Origin of the sequence: Flavobacterium glaciei, assembly GCF_003350545.1 — a bacterium.
Lineage (GTDB): Bacteria > Bacteroidota > Bacteroidia > Flavobacteriales > Flavobacteriaceae > Flavobacterium > Flavobacterium glaciei.
On sequence record NZ_QQBA01000015.1, the window covers coordinates 1 to 23288 of the forward strand.

At 33.4% G+C, this 23288-nt stretch carries 21 protein-coding genes; 8 read left to right on the forward strand and 13 right to left on the reverse strand.

Features of this window, described 5'->3' with window-relative positions:
- Window positions 1-872 precede the first annotated feature (872 nt).
- A complete protein-coding gene (locus DFR66_RS11860) occupies window positions 873-2099 on the reverse strand; it encodes an ABC transporter permease (RefSeq protein ID WP_114755049.1) in 1227 nt (408 codons plus the stop codon).
- A 196-nt stretch (window positions 2100-2295) separates the two neighbouring features.
- On the opposite strand from DFR66_RS11860, the gene DFR66_RS11865 reads away from it, so the two are divergent.
- Window positions 2296-3429, forward strand: coding sequence for an exo-beta-N-acetylmuramidase NamZ family protein (locus DFR66_RS11865; protein WP_242008674.1), 1134 nt, complete (start codon window positions 2296-2298; stop codon window positions 3427-3429).
- A 77-nt stretch (window positions 3430-3506) separates the two neighbouring features.
- On the opposite strand, the gene DFR66_RS11870 is transcribed toward DFR66_RS11865, so the two are convergent.
- On the reverse strand, window positions 3507-4001 hold the full coding sequence (locus DFR66_RS11870) for a YkgJ family cysteine cluster protein (RefSeq protein ID WP_114755051.1): 495 nt from the start codon (window positions 3999-4001) through the stop codon (window positions 3507-3509).
- A 73-nt stretch (window positions 4002-4074) separates the two neighbouring features.
- On the opposite strand from DFR66_RS11870, the gene DFR66_RS11875 reads away from it, so the two are divergent.
- Both DFR66_RS11875 and DFR66_RS11880 read left to right on the forward strand, forming a co-directional pair.
- Window positions 4075-4791 carry a class I SAM-dependent methyltransferase gene (locus tag DFR66_RS11875; RefSeq protein WP_114755052.1) on the forward strand — a complete coding sequence of 239 codons (717 nt, stop codon included), beginning with the start codon at window positions 4075-4077 and terminating at the stop codon, window positions 4789-4791.
- Between the two features lie 13 nt (window positions 4792-4804).
- Entirely contained in the window at window positions 4805-5347 is a 543-nt protein-coding gene (locus DFR66_RS11880; RefSeq protein WP_114755053.1) for a YfiT family bacillithiol transferase, read from the forward strand.
- Window positions 5348-5413: 66 nt separating this feature from the next.
- Here DFR66_RS11880 and DFR66_RS11885 read toward each other — a convergent pair whose 3' ends face one another.
- The 7 genes from DFR66_RS11885 to DFR66_RS11920 all read right to left on the reverse strand — a co-directional run bounded on the left by DFR66_RS11885 (window position 5414) and on the right by DFR66_RS11920 (window position 11980).
- Window positions 5414-6046 (reverse strand): 7-carboxy-7-deazaguanine synthase QueE, encoded by a 633-nt coding sequence (locus tag DFR66_RS11885; RefSeq protein ID WP_114755054.1) that lies wholly within the window; start codon window positions 6044-6046, stop codon window positions 5414-5416.
- Between the two features lie 211 nt (window positions 6047-6257).
- Complete coding sequence (locus DFR66_RS11890) at window positions 6258-7925, reverse strand: tetratricopeptide repeat protein (RefSeq protein ID WP_114755096.1); 1668 nt, start codon at window positions 7923-7925, stop codon at window positions 6258-6260.
- A 16-nt stretch (window positions 7926-7941) separates the two neighbouring features.
- Window positions 7942-8862, reverse strand: a complete 921-nt coding sequence (locus DFR66_RS11895; protein WP_114755055.1) for a PstS family phosphate ABC transporter substrate-binding protein — start codon at window positions 8860-8862, stop codon at window positions 7942-7944.
- Between the two features lie 233 nt (window positions 8863-9095).
- Window positions 9096-9893: an energy transducer TonB gene (locus tag DFR66_RS11905; RefSeq protein ID WP_114755057.1), complete on the reverse strand. Its 798-nt coding sequence runs from the start codon at window positions 9891-9893 to the stop codon at window positions 9096-9098.
- Window positions 9894-9931: 38 nt separating this feature from the next.
- The gene (locus DFR66_RS11910; RefSeq protein WP_114755058.1) at window positions 9932-10495 is read right to left on the reverse strand and encodes an ExbD/TolR family protein; all 564 of its coding nucleotides are present in this window, start codon (window positions 10493-10495) and stop codon (window positions 9932-9934) included.
- Window positions 10496-10513: 18 nt separating this feature from the next.
- Window positions 10514-11125 (reverse strand): ExbD/TolR family protein, encoded by a 612-nt coding sequence (locus DFR66_RS11915; protein ID WP_114755059.1) that lies wholly within the window; start codon window positions 11123-11125, stop codon window positions 10514-10516.
- 36 nt (window positions 11126-11161) lie between these two features.
- Window positions 11162-11980, reverse strand: coding sequence for a MotA/TolQ/ExbB proton channel family protein (locus DFR66_RS11920; RefSeq protein WP_114755060.1), 819 nt, complete (start codon window positions 11978-11980; stop codon window positions 11162-11164).
- 373 nt (window positions 11981-12353) lie between these two features.
- Here DFR66_RS11920 and DFR66_RS11925 point away from each other — a divergent pair, with 373 nt between their 5' ends.
- Window positions 12354-13874 (forward strand): helicase HerA-like domain-containing protein, encoded by a 1521-nt coding sequence (locus DFR66_RS11925; RefSeq protein WP_114755061.1) that lies wholly within the window; start codon window positions 12354-12356, stop codon window positions 13872-13874.
- A gap of 59 nt (window positions 13875-13933) precedes the next feature.
- Window positions 13934-14296 carry a cupin domain-containing protein gene (locus DFR66_RS11930; RefSeq protein WP_114755062.1) on the forward strand — a complete coding sequence of 121 codons (363 nt, stop codon included), beginning with the start codon at window positions 13934-13936 and terminating at the stop codon, window positions 14294-14296.
- A 54-nt stretch (window positions 14297-14350) separates the two neighbouring features.
- Here DFR66_RS11930 and DFR66_RS11935 read toward each other — a convergent pair whose 3' ends face one another.
- Together DFR66_RS11935 and DFR66_RS11940 are read right to left on the reverse strand one after the other, a co-directional pair.
- On the reverse strand, window positions 14351-15688 hold the full coding sequence (locus tag DFR66_RS11935) for an FAD-dependent oxidoreductase (RefSeq protein WP_114755063.1): 1338 nt from the start codon (window positions 15686-15688) through the stop codon (window positions 14351-14353).
- A 62-nt stretch (window positions 15689-15750) separates the two neighbouring features.
- Window positions 15751-18141: a penicillin acylase family protein gene (locus DFR66_RS11940; protein ID WP_114755097.1), complete on the reverse strand. Its 2391-nt coding sequence runs from the start codon at window positions 18139-18141 to the stop codon at window positions 15751-15753.
- Between the two features lie 167 nt (window positions 18142-18308).
- Here DFR66_RS11940 and DFR66_RS11945 point away from each other — a divergent pair, with 167 nt between their 5' ends.
- Both DFR66_RS11945 and DFR66_RS11950 read left to right on the forward strand, forming a co-directional pair.
- Window positions 18309-18953, forward strand: coding sequence for a flavin reductase family protein (locus tag DFR66_RS11945; RefSeq protein ID WP_114755064.1), 645 nt, complete (start codon window positions 18309-18311; stop codon window positions 18951-18953).
- Window positions 18953-20485: a cryptochrome/photolyase family protein gene (locus DFR66_RS11950; protein WP_114755065.1), complete on the forward strand. Its 1533-nt coding sequence runs from the start codon at window positions 18953-18955 to the stop codon at window positions 20483-20485. The genes DFR66_RS11945 and DFR66_RS11950 overlap by 1 nt, the downstream gene beginning before the upstream one ends.
- 75 nt (window positions 20486-20560) lie before the next feature.
- Here the strand turns inward: DFR66_RS11950 and DFR66_RS11955 are convergent, their stop codons facing one another.
- A complete protein-coding gene (locus DFR66_RS11955; protein ID WP_114755066.1) occupies window positions 20561-20983 on the reverse strand; it encodes a YMGG-like glycine zipper-containing protein in 423 nt (140 codons plus the stop codon).
- A 98-nt stretch (window positions 20984-21081) separates the two neighbouring features.
- The gene (gene kynU, locus DFR66_RS11960) at window positions 21082-22359 is read right to left on the reverse strand and encodes a kynureninase (protein WP_114755067.1); all 1278 of its coding nucleotides are present in this window, start codon (window positions 22357-22359) and stop codon (window positions 21082-21084) included.
- Window positions 22360-22541: 182 nt separating this feature from the next.
- Here kynU and DFR66_RS11965 point away from each other — a divergent pair, with 182 nt between their 5' ends.
- A complete protein-coding gene (locus DFR66_RS11965) occupies window positions 22542-23276 on the forward strand; it encodes an SIMPL domain-containing protein (RefSeq protein WP_114755068.1) in 735 nt (244 codons plus the stop codon).
- Window positions 23277-23288 lie beyond the last annotated feature (12 nt).

The window sequence follows — 23288 nt, forward strand, 5'->3', positions numbered from 1 at the left end:
AACTGGCAAGAAAATTTTGAAGTTTTTTTGAAATAATTTTTATCTCGCTTTCTTCTCTTTTTCTTATCAATCTTTCAAGGAACTTTGCTTATTTTATCTCACTTAACTCTTACTTGAAGAAGTGTTCGATGAACTTCGTTTGCGGGGTGCAAATGTAATATCCGTTTTCTAATCTCACAAGCTTTTTGAATTTTTTTTTGAAAATAAATTTTCTACTTTAATCCCTTTTGCTTGCCAGTATTTAAATGAACGTCTATCGTATTGCGGGTGCAAAACTACACCCTTTATTCGCTTTTACAAGCTTTTTAATCACTTTTTTTTAACGTTTTTTTATCCTTAACTTTAACTTGCTGGAAACGTGAATTTTGAAAGTATTATTTTTCACTTCCCTCCCTACACTTTTAGACTCTTCCTAGGAAAGGGAGGCTTTATAGATGAAATCTGGGCTTTTCATACCTACACATAAGCCTATCACACCTCGGTATATTTCGTAGATATTCCAGAATTCAAGTATAATTACTCTTTTCATGGCTTTGGATTCACTTTGCACACTCAAAAGTGTCTTCCTTTTTTAATGACACATACGTCTGCTGGAACTAATTAATGGTCTTCTACTATACATTATAGTATACTAAAAGCACCATTACATTTTTTGCTACCATATATCAAGGTGACATAATACAGGTTTAAACAACTAAACGCTTTAGTTTACTCAGGTTCGCGTTAGGGATAGAAGCGAAAAGCCCACAGTCCCGCCTTTTGCGGGGCGAGGACTTGTAGTGAATAGCCCGACCGTTTATAAAAAAGATAGGCTATTACCTTTTTTGATAATAGCCTATCTTTTTTATAAACGGTAACGCCCAAATGAAAATCTAATCGAAACGAATCGCTTTGACCGGTGAGATTTTCGTTATTATATAGGAGGGAATTAATAATACCAGGAAACAAACGGTCACTGTAAGCAGGTTTAATAAAAGTATATATCCCCAATTTAGATAAACCGGTGCTTGGTTGACGTAATAGTTTTCAGGTGGAAGTTGGATTATACCAAATTGTTGCTGTATTAACAATAAAGAGATACCGATAAAATTGCCCCAGAAAAGCCCTCTTATTATAAGATAGAAGGCATTGTAAAGAAAAATTATTCGGACTGACCAATTATTAGCTCCTAAAGCTTTAAGAATTCCAATCATTTGGGTTCGCTCGAGAATCAGCACTAGTAAAGCTACTACCATGTTGATTGTAGCGACAAGAATCATAACTACTAATATAACGATGATATTGAAATCGAATAGTTGAAGCCATTCGAATATGTAACTGTATTTCTCGATTATAGTTTTACTGTCTAATGTTGACGCCGTATGTGCATAGACTTGTTCGCCGGTAGATTCGATAGTATTAAAATCATTAACAAAAACCTCAAAAGCACCTATTTGATCCGGAGACCATTTATTGATACGCTGCATGTGACGAATATCTCCTATTATATAAGTAGCGTCGAATTCTTGAAAACCAGAATTAAAAATCCCAACAATATCAAAATTCCGCAGATTATACCCTTTCTCTTTCATAAAGAAAGTATTGAATGCATCACCCACTTTCAAATTCAACCTATTTGCAATAAACTGAGATATCACAACTTCTTCATTCAAATTTCCTTTATTATTTGGAATTCTACCTTGAACAATGTATTCCTTAATATTGTCCCACTTATAATCTGTCCCCACACCTTTGAAGATAATTCCTTCGAAAGCAGTTTCGGTTCTAATAATTCCAGCTTTACTGGCTATTGCTTGAATATGCTGTACTTCTGGAACTGATGTAAACTTTGGATAAAAATCCTGTTTTTTAGAAATAGGAACTAAGGTAACTTCGGATTGGTTGTTGTCGTAATTCGAAATAATGATATGTCCATTAAAAGCTGAAACTTTTTCCCGGATTTTTTGCTGCAATCCAATTCCGGTTGCTACTGAAATAATCATCATGATCATTCCAATGGCAATTGCCGAAATAGCAATTTTTATAATTGGCGCAGAAATGCTACTTTTATAATCTTTAGCAGTAATGAGACGTTTGGCTATGAAATATTCTAAATTCAATTTAATTACTTTTCTAATTTGGATTTGCTTCGCCAGTTTGCGTTGCTAAAGCCAAAAATACTGTTAAAACACGAAATACACTAATTGGCATTAATTTTATTTGAACCACTATATGATTCCATTTCTTAAAATACCACTTCATTTTATATCTTTCATAATTATCTCGACATCCTGCTCTGCGAGGAAAACAGATAAAATGGGAAATGTAACATCAGTTATAGAAAAAACTAATGACCGTCTAAATATTGAAATAAAAACTGGAGCCGATAATTATAGCACCTACTTACCATTATTAAAGGATAAGAAAATTGGCATCGTGACAAATCAGACTGGTATTCTCTCTAATAAAATGCATGTAGTGGATTTTCTTTTAGAAAATAATATTACCATCCAAAAAATATTTGCGCCTGAACACGGTTTTCGTGGAACTGCTGATGCTGGAGAACATGTGGTAGACGGAAGAGATTCTAAAACTGGGCTTTCTATTATCTCTCTTTATGGCGATAATAAAAAACCGAAACCAGAACAACTCGCAGGGATAGATATCATAGTTTTTGATTTGCAAGATGTGGGTGCACGATTTTACACTTATATCTCTTCGTTACATTATATCATGGAAGCTTGTGCCGAAAACAACATTCCACTTTTAATTCTTGACAGACCAAATCCTAACGGAGGTGTAGTTGACGGTCCAATTCTTGAGCCAGCTTTCAGCAGTTTTGTAGGAATGCACCCAATTCCATTGTTACATGGAATGACAATTGGAGAATATGCACAGATGGTTAATGGTGAGAAATGGTTAAAAAATCAAGTCTCATGTCAGTTGACCATTATTAAATGTCTTAATTACAATCGAAAAATGAATTACAGTTTACCTGTAAAACCTTCACCGAATCTTCCAAATGATCAAGCCGTGAATTTATATGCAAGTTTGTGTCTGTTTGAAGGTACAAATGTAAGTGTAGGGCGAGGAACAGAGAAGCAATTTCAAATTTATGGCTCTCCATATTTACCGAAAAGCAATTTTAGTTTTATTCCAAAACCAAATTTTGGCGCACAAAATCCAGTTTATAATGGCATCGAATGTAACGGTGAAGATTTATCTGAAGTTAAAAAGGTAAATCAATTGGAATTAAAATGGTTGATTAAAGCCTACCAAGCAACAACTGACAAATCAAAATTTTTTAATCCTTTTTTTACCAAACTTGCAGGAACTAAAAAACTACAGCAACAAATACAAAATGGAACTTCGGAAACAGCAATAAGAGAAAGTTGGAAAAAAGGATTAATTGAGTTCAAGCAAATGAGATCTAAATATTTGATATATTAGTCTAATTTTTTAACGTCAAAAACCCTAAAGCCTCTTTGAAATAACATTTAAGTTTCAGTCTATTTATTTTATGACAATTAAAGTGGCAGTTTCTTTTTCATTTCCTCTACTATGTTAAAAGCAGCAGGACAGATACTAACGTTTTTCAATGTTAAGTCTGTTATTTGCTGAAACTTTTTTCTATCCGTATGCGGAAATTCTCTGCATGCTTTAGGACGAACATCATAAATCATACAAGCATTCTCATTATCAAGAAAAGTACACGGCACACTTTGTAACACATAATCTTTATCTTCGTCAATACGAAGATACTGCTCGATAAACTGTTGTGGTTTTTGGCGTAAATATTTTGAAACACGTTCAATATCTGCATCTGTAAATAAAGGCCCAGTAGTTTTACAACAGTTTGCGCACTTTAAACAATCGGTTTTCTTGAATTCAGCGTCATGCAAATCCTGCATCACATAATCCAAATTTTTAGGCGTCTTCTTTTTAAGCTTATCGAAATACTTTTTATTTTCGATATGCTTATCTTTGGCTTCTTTAGGAAGATTGTTTAAAATGTGTTTCAAGTTTAAAATTTAAAGTTGGAGCCACAAAAGTAACAAACTTGAAACCTGAAACCTTAAACTTTAAACAAAAAAGATGAAAGACCTTTTTGGCAAAGCCATACTCGATTATCAAACTAATAATTCGCCAGAAGATATAATTACAGAGACTTCAATTTCTGAAGAGGATGAAATGAGCGTTGAATATTTATTTCGCTCGTATAACGAAATGCCAAAAATTGAGCAGAAAGCATTATTACTTGCAAAAGGAAAAATTTTAGATGTAGGTTGTGGCGCTGGAAGTCATAGTTTGTATTTACAAAATGAAAGAAATCTTGATGTTTATTCCATTGATATTTCTCAAAATGCAGTTGCAGCTTGTAAACTTAGAGGTTTAAAAAATACCCAAGTTCAAAATATTCTTGAAATGGATTCTAATGACCCACAAAATAAATTTGACACCATTTTATTATTGATGAATGGAACTGGTATTTTTGGGACTTTAAAAAAAACAACTACATTTTTACAGAAACTAAGAAGCTTGCTGAATCCAAACGGACAAATTCTTATCGATTCTTCGGATATCATTTATATGTTTGATAATGATGAAGATGGTGGGAAATGGATTCCAAGTAACGGATATTACGGTGAATTAACTTTTACGATACGTTATAAAAATGAAAAAGAAGAAGAATTTCCTTGGCTATATTTGGATTACAACACTTTACAAAATGCGGCTTTCGCCAATGGGTTACAAAGCGAATTAATTATTGAAGGAGAACATTACGATTATTTAGCTAAACTTTCGATTTAAAGAAAATTACAATATGGAAAACTCAACTTTAGAAAAATTATGTTATCCAATAGGAAATTTTATCGCCCCTGAAATCTATTCCAATGATTATCTCAATAATAGAATATCCGAAATCGCTAGTTTCCCTGACCGTTTAAAAAAGGAAGTAGTTTCGCTAAGCGAAGGACAACTCGATACGACATACCGAGAAAATGGCTGGACTATTCGCCAAGTAGTTCATCATTGCGCAGACAGCCACATGAATTGTTTTATTAGAATCAAATGGGCGCTAACTGAAGAAAATCCAATAATAAAATATTATCACGAAGATCGTTGGGCTGAATTACATGATAATTTAACAATGCCCATTCAGCCTACGCTTTCCTTTCTGGAAGGATTGCACTTTCGCTTGGCCTATTTACTGAATAGTTTATCTGACGAAGATTTAGAAAAAACATTTATACATCCTGAAAACAATAAGGAATTCAAAATAAAAGAAATAATAGGAACTTATGCTTGGCATGGAAACCACCACTTAGCGCATATAACGGAATTAAAAAAGAAAAAAAATTGGTAATCATAAACTTAAACTAAATGCTACTTATATTGAAAATGCCAGATACAAAAAGTATTTGGCATTTTTTTAAGGAATATTTAGATACTTATGTGTTTGTAAAGAAACACGCCATTTAGGATTATTCATTACATAATCAACAATCAGCGGAGTCATTTCTTCTTTTTTGCTCCATTCAGGCTGTAGGAATAAAATAGCTTCCCCATTTACTTTTTCGGCTTGTTCTTCTGCAAAAATAAAATCGTGCTTGTTATAAATAATAACTTTCAACTCATGCGCATTGTCATAAACCGTTTTTGTCGGTAATTTATTTTTCTTTGGAGACAGGCAAATCCAATCCCAGGTTCCTGTTAACGGATATGCACCAGAAGTTTCAATATGAACTTTTCTATTATTCTCTTTTAGCTTTTGCGTAAGCAAAGTCATATCCCACATTAATGGTTCTCCTCCTGTAACAACAACAGTCTCTGAATATTTACTAGCATTCGAAACTATTAAATCAATACCTGTTGGAGGATGCAATTCAGCATTCCAACTTTCTTTTACATCACACCAATGGCAACCTACATCACACCCACCAATTCTAATAAAGTAAGCTGCAGTTCCTGTATGAAATCCTTCTCCTTGTATAGTAAAGAATTCTTCCATTAATGGTAGCATAGCACCCTTATTAACTTCTAATTGTATTTCTTTTGATAACATTATTTAATTTTAAAGCACAAAGATAGTTAATTTGAAAAGGAGTTAATTTGAAAACAAAAACTAAAAAAAATAAACTTTAAAGAACAAAATTCTGCGATATGATATGATTCTGAAGAGTAACCCTGATTATTATAAAGTTTATATGCTACTAAAAAATAAAAAACCGATAGTTAAAAAAACTATCGGTTTAAAAAATGAAGAAATAAGAATCTTATTTTAATGTTTTCATTGATTCAGTTGCATAAGCATTAGAAGGATCTAGCTCTAATGTTTTTCTGAAATATTCCATCGCTTTAACTTTATCACTATTAGCATAATTAGCAGCAATGTTATTGTATGACTCAATAATTTTAGCTTTCACAGCAGGTTTAGCTGTTTCTTCTGCACCTAGAGCAGTAACTTTAGCTACATAATCCTCATAATTTTTAGTCATTACATCATCTTTTTCAAGCAATCTATTCGTTCTAGCTCTGTAAAGATATGCTTCATGGTATGCTGGAGAAGCTACTAATACTCTTTCGAAAGCAGCATCTGATTTTTGCAAAGCAATAACATCTGGTTTAACATCTTTACCATTATTAGCATAATAATTAGCTAAACCATAATAAACATTATCATCTAAATATGTTTTAGAATCTGAAATATTAGCACCAAATTCAAAAATTGAGGCAGATTCTTTATATAGTTTTTGGGTAAATAATTTTTTACCAACTTCACTTAAATCTTGCACTGCTAAAGGCTCCATTTCAACTGCCTTTTTAATATCTAATAAACCAGCGTTGAAGGCAACTGGATCAATTGTTAATCCGTCAGCAGAAGTACCTTTTTTAATTTTGGTTAAACCCAAATATAAATAATCTAATGCTATCACTTTGTTACCTGGAGCATTAATAAAGCTTTCTAATGACTTAATAGCTACATCAACATTTCCATTTTTGTAGGCAGCATATCCTAAATAACGGTAAATTCTCGGATTTACTTTATCTAATTCAATCATCTTGTTAGCTTCAATTTCAAGAGCAATATAATCTTCTATTAGAATAAGAAAATCTGCACGACGCATTCTTGAGTGAATTGAATAATCAGTTAATGACATATATTTGTCATAGTATCCTATCGCTGTTTTATAGTTTGCAGCAGCCTGAGATGGTTTGTTACGAGCAATTTTGTAATAGGTTTCAGCTAATTCTCTGTAAACTGGACCATAATTAGGATTCAATGCAATTACTTCATTGTATGCTTTTGAAGCTTCATCATAGGATTTTGCACCTTTTAACAAAACGCCTAATTGCATTTTAGCTCTCAACAATGTGTTATCCAATTGAAAAGCACTTCTATACGCTACATAAGCTTCATTTTGTTTTCCATCACCATAATAAGCATCACCTAATGCAAGTTGCAATTGTGCATCTTGAGAATTATTAATTGCAGCACGAGTCAAAATTGCAATAGCAGCTTTATAATCAGGCTTATTCGTATTCATATATGCTCTTGCAATATAAACAAACTCTTGAACATCTTTTTTTCTTATGTCCTTGGTGGCCAAAGCAAATTTAGATTGTGCACTTGTCATATCATTTTTGTCTAAATCCATCTGCCCTAAACCAATGTAATTTAGTTTACCACTCTCTGAAGCATTTAATCCTTCTTGAAAATAAATTTTAGCAGAATCTTCTACACTTTGAGTAAGGTAAACATTCCCTAAAGTAAAGAAAGCAGCTCCATTACTAGGTTTTGCTTTTATAATTGATTTTAAAATCGATTTAGCACTTTCAAACTGTTCTGCATCGATTGCTTTTCTAGCTTGATTAATGTCTTGTGCTTGAGCTGTAAAAGCAGAAGCCAATAAGGCCACGCTCAAAGTTGTAAGTTTAATCATTTTCATTGTATTTAATTTATTTTTGATTATTTTTTGTCCCTGAAATAATGAATTTCCTTCCAGGAATACGTATTGGTAAAAGACCTGATTTTAGAATAATCCGTTGCCCCACATCTCCAGCGACAAATGAAGCAAACCCCATCCCTAATCCTTGAAAGCCTTGACAATTTACTATATACAAATCGCGTGCCAAAGGGTAATTTTTTTCGGCAATATCATTTTGAGAAGGAAGATAATACGAATCACCTTTTAAACCCTTTACATGCAAAACGTTTAATTCTGTAACAAATTTTTGCATAACTGGTGAAGGCTGAGATAACCAATTAACACCTACAACACCAATCAATCCATCATTTTGAGAAACATGCTTAATGACTTCCTCATTTGTTTTGAACGAAAAAATACCATTATCTCGGACCGCAGTAATGCCTGCCAAATCATTCAAATAACGTAATGTACTAGAATTTAAATTATCAAATACAAGACCTTTTATAGATGGCACATCCTTTCCTTGCATAAAATCTATAACTTCTTTCAAAGCTACCAACGTATCATTGTTTCTTTTATTAGATACAAAAGCTATAGCGTCAGTTGCGAAAGGAGTTATCTTAGGTGTAATCTTTCTTTGCTTAAAAACATTTAGTTCTTGATCGGTCAAATTTCTAGATAATATAGCTATACCTCCCTTATCATTAAAAAGTGAATTAATAGTTTCAGACTCTGATTTAGATAACAGCGTAATTTTTGCATCATATTTACTTTCAAAAACTGCAACTTGGTCATCAATGATTGGTTTTAAAGTTTCATCAACGTAAATAGAAATAGTACCTTTTAGAATAGTTTCTTCATCCTTATCACCTTTCTTTTCAGTACATGAAAAAACTAATAGTAATAAAAATAATAGCATCAAAGCTGGTAGTTTAAATGTAATCTTCATAACTTAATAGTAATTATCATTTATAATTCTAAAGAATCGAAAAGATGCATATGCAATCAAAATGACTCCGAAAGCAACTCTATAAACCTGACCCATTTCCAAAGGAAAATTTTTCATAAATATTATAAAAAGACCTAAAACAAAATATAATAAAAAAAAGAAAATTCCTAAAACAAGAAGAAATCGCTCTTTAAGCGATTTCTTCTTAATATTATTAAGTATGTTCTTTACCATTACTCGGCAGATTGAATAGTAATTGGGAGTGAATAAAGTACTCTTACTTTTTTACCGTTTTGCTCACCTGGAGTCCATTTAGGGCATTTTTTCAAAACACGGATAGCTTCTTTTCCTGTTCCATAACCGATATCTCTAATTACTTTGATATCTGTTAAAGAACCATCTTTTTCAACTACAAAAGTAACGTAAACTTTACCTTTCAAGCCTTCTTCTTCTGGAGTTTGGTAGTTATTACCAACAAATTTATAAAACTTATCAATTCCTCCTGGAAAATCAGGTTTAACTTCAATACCAGCTGTATTATAAATTTGGTTGTCAACTTCTTCAACTATAGCAGTTGTTCCAGTACCTACTGGCTCAACAGTTAGAACTGCATCTGGATCTCCTTTAATAGTTTCAGCACCTACTTTCTTGTCTTTAATTTCAACAATTTTAGGCGGTTCCTCAGTAACATCTTCAGCCTTCGCGACAACCGGCTTCACAAACTTTACTTGATCCACTTTTGGTGGAGGAGGTGGAGGAGGAGGTACGTTTAATTTAGGCTCCTCTTTTTTAGGAGGAAGCTTAATAGCCGTGATTTTAATATCTCTATCAACATCCTCTTCTTCACTTGCAGGTAACAAATCCATGATAAGCGGAGCAGCCAAAGCTATACTAAAAAATATGGCACCGATAATAAGCGCTTTTATAGTAGTTTTTCTGTTTGATTGCCTTAATTCATAAGCTCCATAAACTTTATTTCGCCCTTCGAATACGATATCAAGCCATTGGTTTTTTAATATGTCTAATTTCATTTTTCTTACTTATTAGGTTATTAGGAAACAAGATTTTTCTATTTTCCGTCTAACAATTTTTGTTCTTCGGGAGAAAACTCAGGAACTATAGCGTAATTACCAAAATCCCCAATCCCAACAATTGCCATTTCATCAAGTATGTCAACTAAGTTTTTGTAATTAGATTTTTTGCTTGGTTTGATAATCACTATTAAACCATTTTTAGGCTTTCCAAGTGCAGCCGAATAAGCTAAAACAGATTTTTGTCTAGATAGAAGTTCTTTACGAAGACCATCCTTACCAAATGCTATATCCTTTGGTCCAGCTATAGGAGCATTCAACAACCCTACATAGTAAACTAATTTATTATCCTTACCTAACATTATGGTCATGGTACGGTTTTCATCGACTTTAATATCAACATTATCTTTGTTTGGGTCTTTATCTGGCAATGCCAAACTCATCGATTGAGGTTTTGACAAAGTAGTAGTCAACATAAAAAATGTAATTAATAAAAAAGCTAAATCAACCATAGCAGTTAAATCTACTTTTGCATTTGATTTCTTGCTCCTTACCTTACCACCTTTTTTGCCTCCACCGTCACCGGTATTTAATTCAGCCATTTTAGTGTGTTTTTTTTATTAAAAATCTTTTCCTCTTAAACCAGTAACCAAACTAAAGCTATTGATTTTTTGCTCTTGTAGAACATCCATGACTTTTTTAATAGCCGGATATTCCTCTTTTGCATCACCTTTAATAGCGATCTGCAGCTCTTTATCGTTAATTTCAATGTTAGCTATTCGAGCATTGTATATCCACTCTTTCAATTGATTATCCAGTGAATCCAATGGTATACCCGGTTGCCCAGCTTTACTTCTGTCTGCTGCCTTCATATCAATAATTTGTTTCAGATTAAGAAGTGGCACACCAAAATCGTCCATCATTGAGAAAGTAGCTTTATCTACATCTGAAAAATTAACATTGTATTTCTCGCCCATTAATTCTAACGTTCTCACACGAACTTCTCTGCCTTTCAAATCAAAAAATACCTTTCCTTTACCCACGGTTAGGGTAGCTAAATCAGTCTCAGGTAATTTAGTCTGAACTGTTGATGTAGGTGTATCTACAGGAAGTGCTTCCGGTATCTTGGCTGTTGAAGTCATTACAAAGAAAGTAAGCAAAAGGAATGCGACATCACACATAGCGGTCATATCGGTAGAGCCCGGATTTTTATTTATTTTAATTTTAGCCATTCTTTTTGTTTTTTTTTGATTATAAAATCAACAATATTATTGCTTCAAACTACCTCTAAATCTTCTGTAAGAGTTTACAATTGAAACCGCAGCTTCGTCGATTGAGTAAGTCAAATCATCTATTTTAGAAGTAAAGAAATTATATGAGATAATTGCTACAGCTGAAGTTCCAATACCAGTTGCAGTATTAATCAATGCTTCAGATATACCAGCTGCAAGTGCTGCTTGATCCGGAGTACCAGCCGCTGCTAATGCACCAAACGCTTTAATCATACCCGCTACCGTTCCTAACAATCCTACAAGAGTCCCCAATGAAACTAATGAAGAGATAATAGTCATGTTTTTTTGCAACATTGGCATTTCAAGTGAAGTTGCCTCTTCAATTTCTTTGTGAATAGTCTCTGCTGCTTCTTCGCTATTAAAACCTTCTTTCTTAACTGCTTGATATTTAACTAACGCAGATTTAATTGCATTTGCAACAGACCCTTGCTGCTTATCACATGATGAGATAGCTTCATCAATCTCTCCCGCCTTTATACTCGCTTGTATTTTTGTCATAAATACATCTAATTTAGTTTTACCCGCTGCTTTCGAGATTACAAAAAATCTTTCAATTGAAAAAACAAGAACCATTAACAACATTCCTAATAATACTGGAACAACTGCTCCACCATGATAGACTTGACCTAATGTATTAATTGGAGTACCAGTTTCAATATTACCTCCCTCAAAGTTTGCAGGATTTCCCATAACGAATTTCCAAATCAATACACCAACACCAATACAGGCAGCAATAATTAGCCCTGAAACCATTCCTCCACCGTTTGCTGTTTTTTCTTTTTTAACGTTTGCCATTTTTTTTAATTTTAATAGTTTTAAATAAATTATCTTAGTTATATTAAACTTGTAGTGCAGCAAATTTATATTTTTAGTTTAAATAAAAAAACTTTTTTTAATTTTATTACAATTAAATTTATTTCAAAAACACTTTCGCAATTTAACACTTTGCATTTATGTCAAAATAGTCAAACAAATCTACTCTTTTACAAAAAATAACGTATTTTTTTATGATATATAACCACAATATTTCAATAACCAACACCATCTTAATAAAACAAAAAATTTATATTATTAACAATAAAAAAGCAAGAAAACTGCAGTATACACTACTATTTCAGGTTTTAAAAAAAAATAATACCTTGCAAATGATTTAAATCCACACTCAATTATGAACAGAAAAGAAGAATTCATACAACAAATTACAGACGGATATAGTTCTAAAGGAGAAAGCATTATTCTTGGCGGAGCCATATTAAACGGAGAAACCATAGCTGAAGCACACGTAAAAATACCTCTAAAAACATTAAACCGTCACGGATTAATTGCAGGTGCTACCGGAACAGGAAAAACAAAAACTATACAAGTATTATCGGAACAGTTGTCCTCCTTTGGAATACCTGTATTAATGATGGATATCAAAGGCGACTTTAGTGGTATTGCAAAAGAAGGAGAAGAAAAAGCATTTATTACTGAACGTCACGCTAAAATAAATATCCCTTACAATACGGCTAATTTCCCTGTTGAATTATTGAGTTTATCTGAACAAAATGGGGTTCGTCTTCGTGCTACAATTTCAGAGTTTGGACCAGTTTTATTCTCTCGAATTCTAAATTTAAATGACACTCAAGCTGGAGTTGTTTCTGTTATTTTTAAATATTGTGATGACAATAAAATGCCATTATTAGATTTAAAAGACATCAAAAAAGTAATAAACTATATCACAGAAGAAGGAAAAGACGAAATTGAGGAAAGCTATGGTAAGATTTCAACTTCGACTACTGGCACTATTCTAAGAAAAATAATAGAATTAGAGCAACAAGGTGCCGAATTATTTTTTGGAGAATTGTCTTTTGACATAGACGATTTACTACGCTTTGACAAAAATGGAAAAGGATATATTAATATCGTAAGACTAACAGATATCCAAGACAAACCAAAATTATTTTCAACATTTATGTTGAGTTTATTAGCTGAAATATATCAACAAATGCCTGAAAAGGGAGATTCAGAACAACCAGAATTAGTTATTTTTATTGATGAAGCTCATTTAATTTTTAAAGAGGCTAGCAAAGCGTTATTAGAACAAATAGAGACGATAGTTAAACTAATACGCTCTAAGGGAATTGGAATTTACTTTATCACACAAAACCCAATGGATGTTCCAAGTGGTGTTTTGGCACAATTAGGTTTAAAAATTCAACATGCTTTGAGAGCTTTTACCGCTAATGATCGAAAAGCAATCAAGCAAACAGCAGATAATTATCCTACATCTGAATTTTATAAAACTGATGAAATTTTAACCAGCTTAGGTATAGGTGAAGCACTGGTTACGGCTCTAAACGAAAAAGGGATCCCAACACCTCTAGCTGCTACGATGATGCGTGCCCCTATGAGCCGAATGGATATTTTGACCGAAAGTGAGATTCAAGAAATCAACAACAAATCTAAACTGGTAAAAAAATACAGCGAACTTATTGACCGCGAAAGCGCTTATGAAATGCTAAATAAAAAAATTACTGTTATTGAAGAAGCAGCTGCTGAACAAGAAGAGGAAAAAGCATCTAAAAAAGTAGAAAGTAAAGGTCCGAGCACTGCGAACGTAGTAGGAAAATCTGTTTTAAAAGTGTTGACAAGTGCTACTTTTATAAGAGGAGCATTCGGTGTTTTAACTAAAATGTTTAAAAAATAAAGTACAATACCCTTTTAGAGTAAAAACTCTGAAAGGGTATTTAAAAAGTAATATTGACAATGAAAAAATATTTTATCCAAAATACCCCTTTTGTAGTCCCAACAACTGACGGCAAAATAATTGAAGAGCATCACGGAATTGCTACTACAAACAATCCCGAAATTTCGATTGCACACATGATTGCTCCTCCTAAATGGAGCGAACCTTTTCAAACACCTGAGTTCGAAGAATACACCTATATCATTAAAGGGAAAAAGCAATTTATCATTGAAGATGAAATTATAATCCTTGAAGCGGGTCAATCCATAAAAATCGAGAAAAACACTCGGGTGCAATATTCCAATCCTTTTGACGAAACTTGTGAATATATTGCCATTTGCAAACCTGCTTTCGATTTCAATAAAGTTCACCGAGAAGAATAAACAATTTATATAGAATTAAACACTTTTATAAACACACAGCAGTAGTTTAAAAAATTATTGTAGCAACTCTAAAATTTTATTTTCTACTGTTTCGCTGTTCCAAATATTCTCGATATTTTCCAGTTTCAAAACTTCTTCCATTATAGCATTTTGATAATCCCCAATTGCTAAAGCTTCCGCATAAGGACGATCACTGAAGGTTACTCTACTGTAAAGTGGAATCCATTTTTCAGGATATTTATCTGAGAATAATTTTTCTATTTTCTTTTGCAGCAAGAATTTCTCATCAGCCGTTTTAGAACTCATTTCCATAAAATTGCGATAGGAAAGCTCTGCAATGGCATCAGCATTAGGTTTTCTAGATTTTTGATATTCAGAGAAAATCGTTTTCCAATCATCTCCATACTTTTCTATCATATCATATAGAATCGAAATATCCTCAAACCCTGCATTCATCCCTTGCCCGTAAAAAGGAACAATGGCATGACAAGCGTCACCAATTAACGCAATTTTATCTCCGTAAGTCCAAGGAAAACATTTCATGGTTACTAAAGTACTTGTTGGATTTTTGAAAAAATCTTCAGTCAATTTTGGAATCACTTCAATAGTGTCTGGTAAGTTTTTTTCAAAAAAAGCTTCCACCTCTTTTTGATCTTTTAAAGACGCAAAAGAATTTTCACCTTCAAAAGGCATGAACAAAGTGCACGTAAAACTTCCATCTAAATTAGGTAGAGCTATCAACATATATTCCCCACGCGGCCAAATATGAAACGAATTCTTATCTAATTTATGAGTGGCATCTGAATTTGCAGGAATATTTAATTCCTTGTATCCGATGGGTAAAAACTCTTGCGAATAATCAAACATGCTTTGGCGTTGCATACGGTGACGTATTCTTGAAAAGGCGCCATCAGCACCAAAAACCATATCATATTTCATTTCTTCCCATGCACCTCTTTCAGTTTCTCCTATATGCAAAGTAGCGTCATCCAGGGTTACATCCCAGATTTTATGTTCGAAAAAGAATTCGGCTCCTGCAGCTTCAGCCAAATCTATCATTTTCCTGTTCAAAGTTCCTCTGGAAATGGAGTAAATAGATTCTCCTTCTTGTCCGTAATTTTGAAAATTAAGTTTATCGACAAGATGTATGGCTCGTTTGTCCATAGGGATGGCAATTTCTCGCACAGCATCACCTACTCCAACAGCATCGAGGGCTTTCCAACCTCGGTTGGACATGGCTAAATTTATAGAACGTCCGGAAAACTGTATTTGTCTAATATCTGGGCTTCTATCGAAAACATGAACCGTGTGACCAGCTTTACGTAGGTAAATAGCTAATAAAGATCCAACTAATCCAGAACCAACAACTGCTATCTTTTTGGGAATTTGCATTAATTTTTTATAAAAAGTTAAGCAAAATTACTGATTTTATTAGACTAAGAACTTTAAAACCATTAATTTTTATGTGGAATAAAAATCAATTTTGTTGAAGTCCTAACAATCTCCTCCTTGTTAAGCATCATTCTTCTAAATTTTCCTGCATTGTAAAGTTCTGCTTGATCACTATAATGCGCACTTAATGGATTCCCTGATTGCCCTGTGGGAAGAATACTCCAACTGTTTTCGATATCTGAAAAATCAATAATTCTTCTTGTTGAAGGACCCCCTTTTACGACATAATTTCCATCATCGGTAAAGTCAAAAAACAAATTGTTAATGACTTCTGTAGAACCCGAAACTTCAAAAGGTCCCACATTAAAAATTCTTCTAAACGCAGCCACTTGACCCAATGGATGTTGATGTTCTAACGTATGAACTTTGTTCCAAGTCCAATCCGCAACCGAAGAACCCAATTGTTCTTCTAAAGCTACAATAGACTCTTTAAACGATTGTGATATAATTTTACTTCGGGTTTCTTTTTCATTTTTAGTATTAACATTATCCCACCATGGTGATGCTGCATTATTAATTTGCTCTGCGATAATTTGCTTCATAATATGTGTCCCTAAAAATTGCTTGAAATTTTGAGCCCCAAGTTCATCCTCGAAGGTATTTTTCAAATAATTAAAAATCCATTTATTATAAATTGTTGGTCCAACATCAGCAAGATTATTAGAACCTTTCCATTCTTTTAAAATAGTCAAAGCTTCTTTCTCGTTTTCAGAAAGTAATTTCTGGTCCACATTTGAGATTAACTGCTTCACTACATCAGGAGCAACTGATGACGTGTTGTCAAAAATCATTTTCCCAACCGAAGCCATATCCCAATCTGATTTTGGGTTCAATAATTGTGTAATTCTTTTGGCTCTGTCTTCAGGAAGATAATAACCTGGATACAAAAATCCGTCAATTGGCTCCGGTTGGTTGTTGGCAGAATATACATAATTCCAGCTTGGATTCACTGCCGATGGATTTTTGGAGAAATCTAAATATTCTTTAATATCATCCTTACCGCTCGCTCCATCCAAAATAAAATTAGGGTTTACGCCCGGATTGTGTTTGTATAATTTTCCCGTTGCCCACCAAGCAACATTTCCTTTGGCATCGCCATACATCACATTCAATCCTGGTGCCGCTATCAAACGTACCCCTTTCTGGAAATCGGCTTTACTTTTAGCATGCGAAAGTTGATATACAGCATCTAAAATTTGTATCGGTTGCTGTGTGTAAATCCAAGACATCGCAACAGGTTTATCTTTCATTAAACCATCAATCAGGTCATTCATTACAGGTCCATGTCGAGTGGTTTTCACATTCAAAACCACATCAGCAGAATCTTTAACTTTGATTGTTTTTTTTCGAATTTCATAAGCGCTGAAACCACTTGGGGTTTTATATTCATTAGGGTTAGACGGATTACTCTGTTCTTGATACAAATCAATATCATCATTTTCAAACATAGTCAAACCGTAAGCATACTCGCGATTGTGCCCCAATAAAGGATACGGAGTTCCAGCCAGATAACAACCATACAATTCAAAATCAGGAGTTACAAGATGTGCTTCATACCAAGTTCCTGGTTGCGAGAAACCAATGTGTGGATCATTAGCAAAAATGACTTTTCCGTTTTTAGTTTTCTTTGGAGCGATGACCCAACTATTACTTCCTATAAAAGGCGAAATTGGTGATTGCTCTAAAAGTTGTGCTATAGATTTTGAAATAGCAGCGTATTCTTGCGGTCTGTCTTTAGCATTTTTAATTTTTGTTCTATTGAAGGAACCATCTATTCCAAAATCCTTCAAATATTCCATTCCGTATTTATTTCTAATATCAGTCAATAACGGATCCGATTTTTGGGCCATCGCAAAACTAAAAGACATGTATCCAAAAATATTATAAACGTCTTTAATAGTAAACTTCTCTTTTTTGACACCCACCAAACTGAATTCTACTGGCGTTGTACCCTCATCCATGTATTGATTAATCCCATCTAAATACGCCATAGTCAATTTATAACTTGGACTATTTTTATCTAAAGCAGCAATCGCTTTTGCAGAAGCCTCTTCGATCCCTACTCCAGCGAAAAATTTATCGCTTTTCAATGCCACTGAACCAAAAATTTCAGATAATCGTCCCGGAGCAATACGGCGCATTAATTCCATTTGCCAAAGTCTATCTTGCGCATGAACGTATCCCAAGGCCACCATGGCATCAGTTGAAGAAGCGGCATAAATATGAGGCACACCAAATTCATCAAAATAAACAGTAGTTTCTTTTTGAATGTTATTCAAGTGCAACTCCCCTTCATATTTTGGTTTCAAATAAAAGCCATATATAAAAGCCGCGATCACAAAAACAAATAGTAACGAAATTAAAACGAGAAAGAATTTTTTAAGTATTTTCATCATTGGATAAATTGAAAAACAAATATATAGGATTTGGAATTGAATTAAAACAATTTATTTCAATGGACAATTTCAAAATCGATGTGAATAAAATATTATCATATTTTGTTTAATATATTTTATATTTAATTAAACAAAAACTATATTTGTTTTAAATATTACTAAACATGAAACACATTTCAAGAGACGATATTTCTCAAATGGAAAAAATCGAAAGATTAAATTTAATCAATTCCTGCACTGGTTATAAATCGGCTAATCTTCTTGCCACGAAATCCCTTGACGGAAAGTCTAATGTTGCTATTTTTAGCAGCGTGACACATCTAGGAAGTAATCCTGCCATGATTGGGTTTATCTTGCGCCCAACGACTGTACCTAGAGACACCTACAAAAACATCAAAGACACCGGATATTTCACAGTAAACCACATTACGGTTGATATGATTGAGGATGCGCATCACACCTCAGCAAACTACGAACTGGGAATTTCAGAATTTGACAAAACCAATCTGGAAGAGGAATATAAAAATGATATTGATATCCCATTCGTAAAAGGAAGTCCAGTGCAGTTGTATTGCAAATATTTAAATGAATATTATATCAAAGAAAATGACACTATTCATGTGATTGCATCTATAGAAAATTTATTTTTTGAAGAAGATTTACAACATAAAGATGGCTGGCTACAAATTGACAAAGGAAATGTTGTGACATTAAATGGTTTAGATGGATATTGTTTGCCTAAATTAGTAGATCGTTTTCAATACGCACGAAAAGAAATTTCCACAACTTCATTTTTTAAAAAACAGTAATGCAAAAACTTCGATTAATCCTAGGTGATCAATTAAATTCAGAACATTCATGGTTTCAGCTATGTGATAAAGACACGATTTATCTTCTGGCAGAAATGCGTCAGGAGACAGATTATGTAAAACATCACATCCAAAAAGTAGTGGCGTTTTTCCAATCGATGCGTAATTTTTACAGCAGTATAAAAGCAAATGGACATCAAGCAGTCTATTTTCAAATTACCGATGCGGAAAATCCACAGGATCTAGAAAAATTAATTACCATTTGTATCAAAAAATATAAAATTGAAAAATTTGAATACCAATTACCCGATGAATATCGACTGGATGAACAATTAAAAACAATTTGTTCCAATTTAAAAATCGAATCTGAAAGTTTTGATACCGAACATTTTTACACCACACGCCTAGAATTATCTGATTTTTTTGAGGGGAAGAAGTTGTTGCTAATGGAGAATTTTTATCGAAACATGCGCAAAAAACACCATCTTTTAATGGATGGAAGTACTCCTCTAGGCAACCAATGGAATTTTGATGCTGATAATCGAAAAAAATACAAAGGTGAAGTTCCTGTTCCTTCAGAAAAGAATTTTCATGCTAATGTTTCTGATGTTGTCGCCCAAATCAAAGAAGCCGGCATAATCACTTTTGGCAACATCAATCCAGATAATTTCAGTTGGCCTACTTCACGCGAGCAATCGTTAGAGGTTTTAAAATATTTCTGTCAAAATCTGTTGAAACATTTTGGCGATTACGAAGATGCGATGCATACGGACGAAAAATTCCTTTTTCACTCCCGTTTGTCTTTTGCAATGAACAGCAAAATGCTTTCGCCAAAAGAAGTAATCGAGACTGTTATTTCTTTTTATCATGCTAATGAAACAGATATAACAATTTCACAAGTTGAAGGATTTGTTAGGCAAATTTTAGGTTGGCGCGAGTACATACGTGGGATATATTGGAAAGAAATGCCTAATTATGCCCAAATGAACATCTTGGAAAATACAAATAAACTACCTGATTTTTTCTGGACGGGTAAAACCAAAATGAATTGTATGAGCCACGCCATCAATCAAAGTTTAGATGAAGCTTACGCCCATCATATCCAGCGCCTAATGGTGATAGGTAATTTTACACTTCTAACACAAATTCATCCTGACGAAGTAGACGCATGGTATTTAGGCGTGTACATAGATGCTATTGAATGGGTCGAAATGCCCAATACTCGTGGGATGTCACAATATGCTGATGGCGGAATAATTGCCACCAAACCATATGTTTCCTCTGGAAGCTACATCAATAAAATGAGCAATAGTTGTGCTAAATGCCACTACAATGTAAAAGAAAAATTTGGTGATAAAGCGTGTCCCTTTAATACGTTATACTGGAATTTCCTTGATGAGAAAAAAGAATATTTCAAAGGAAATCAACGTATGGGAATGATGCTTAATTTATTAAAAAAGATAAATCCTGAAGAATTACATAACATCAAAGTAAAGGCAAACGATATTATTGAAAACATGGATTCGTATTAAACATAAATCAACCCAAAAAAAAGAGTGTTTGAATTCTTTATGAACTCAAACACTCTACAATATCTATAAAAAAATCTATTTGTTTTTACTTCCATCTATAATTGCTCCTGTTCCAGCTCCAACACCAGCACCAGCGACACCACCAATAATAGCTCCTTGAGCTTTTTTCTTGCTAATAATTGCTCCTGTAGCCGCTCCAACTCCTGCACCAATTAAAGCACCTTTAGCTGTATTACTCATACCTTTCTTTTGGGTAGTTGTAGTAGTTGTAGTTGTCGCAGCAGGTTGATTAACAACAACAACTTCCTTTTGTGCTTCAATTTTAGCTTCTTCTATTTTAGCCATCTCTACTTGCATAGAATCAATAACTCTTTGTTTTTCTATTTCCACTTTCATGGAATCTACAGTAGCTAATTTAGCTTTTTCAATTTCCATTTTACCTTGATTTTGACAAGAAACAATAACTGCAGCAACTAGTATAAAATATAATGCTTTCATAATTTATTTATTTTGTGATTAATATTTTTACAAAGTAACAATGAAACTGAGGAACATTTATTATAAAATCGAAATAATATTTTATAATATTTTAATGTCTACTTATTTATAATTCCTGCTTTTAATATTTGCCCAAACAGATACATGTCTTCAAAAGAAGTATATAAAGGCACAGGAGCTAAACGAATTACATTGGGTTCACGCCAATCTGTGATGACACCATTTTTCATCAAATAATCAAATAAACTGCGACCTTCCCCATGCAGTAATACAGATAATTGAGAAGCTCTTTCAGCAGGATTAGAAGGTGTAATAATTTCGAAAGTGCTATCTACTTCTTCGTCTATTTCGTGCAGGATAAATTCTAAATAGGCTGTAATTGTATCTCTTTTCTGAATTAAAGCGTCCATCCCAATTTCATTAAACATATCTACAGAAGCTAAATAAGGTGCTAAAGAAAGTATTGGAAGATTACTGATTTGCCAACCATCAGCTCCATGAACTGGATCAAAAGTCTGCTCCATTTTGAAACGGCGTTCTTTATTGTGTCCCCACCAACCCGCAAATCTAGGAAGCTCTGAATTGTCATGATGTTTTTCATGAATAAAACATCCGGATGCATTTCCAGGTCCTGAATTCATATATTTATAACTGCACCACGAAGCAAAATCAACATTCCAGTCGTGTAATTCTAACTTCACATTTCCTGCAGCATGCGCTAAATCCCATCCGACATAAGCTCCCGCTTTATGACCAGCTGCTGTAATGGTTTTCATATCAAAAACTTGTCCGGTGTAATAATTGACTCCACCAATTAAAACTAAAGCCAACTCATCACCAACTTCTTCAATTTTTGCAACAACATCCTCTAAACGAATGTTGTGTTCCCCATCGCGACGTTTAATTTCTACAATCGCATCTTCTGGTTTATATCCATGAAATGAAACCTGACTTTGAAACATATATTGATCTGAAGGAAAAGCTTTTTCTTCGCAAATGATTTTATATCGGGTTTGTGTTGGTCGGTAAAAAGAAACCATCAACAAATGCAGATTTACAGTCAAGGTATTCATCACAGTAACTTCACTTGGAAGCGCACCCACAATTTTACTCAAAGGATCTGCAAATCGTTCGTGGTAATCCCACCAAGGTTTGTCACTGTAAAAATGTCCTTCAACAGCGAGGTTTGCCCAATCATTCATCACTTCATCCACGTAAGTTTTTGTTCGCTTGGGTTGTAATCCCAATGAATTTCCAGTAAAATAAATTACCTTTTTTCCATTTACCTGCGGAAAAATAAATTCATCTTGGTATTTATGTAATTGATCTTGTGAATCGAGTTTTATTGCAAATTCAAGTGTATTTTCGAATGTCATGATTTGTATTTTGAATTGTAAAAGTAGTAAAAAATGACCGATAGATAAAAGACTTTTAGGTTATAGCCATCACCCAAGAGCATTAAAATTCTAGAAGAGAAAAAATAATTACCTATTCCTATACTGAAATAAGAAAACACTCGTTATTTAACTATATTTGATTGAACTTAATACTCTTAGCCATGATTAAAAACAGTTTAAACGTTATTATAATTGCCGTTGCAGTAGTGATTTCCTCGTATTTATTTTCGAATGCGTTTCAGAATAGAAATAAAAGTAACGACACGATTAGTGTAACCGGATCAGGAAAAAAGGATTTTGTATCGGATTTGATAGTTTGGAGCGGTTCGTTTTCTAAAAAAAACATGACTTTGAAGGATGCTTATGACGCATTAGATGCTGATAGAGAAAAAATAAAAAATTATTTATCAAGCAAAGGAATTGCGCCAAATGAAATGGTTTTCTCAGCAGTGAATTTCAACAAAGATTTTGAAACTACCTTTAACGAAAACGGAACTACAAGACAGCAAATTTTCACAGGATTTACATTGACTCAAAGTGTGAGCATTCAATCTAAAGAAGTAAATAAAATTGAAGAACTATCTAGACAATCTAGTGAGTTAATTAATTCTGGAGTAGAATTTTATTCAAATCCACCAGAATATTATTATACCAAACTAGCCGAATTGAAAATAAAAATGATTGCCGAAGCTACCAAAGATGCGAGTATCAGAGCGAAAAGTATTGCTGAAAACGCGGATGCGAGTTTAGGGAATTTAAAGAAATCAGATATGGGTGTTTTTCAGATTACGGGTCAAAACTCATCGGAAGATTTTTCTTATGGGGGTTCGTTTAATACACAATCCAAAAATAAAACGGCTAACATCACGGTTAGACTGGTGTATCAGGTGAATTAGAATTTAGAATAT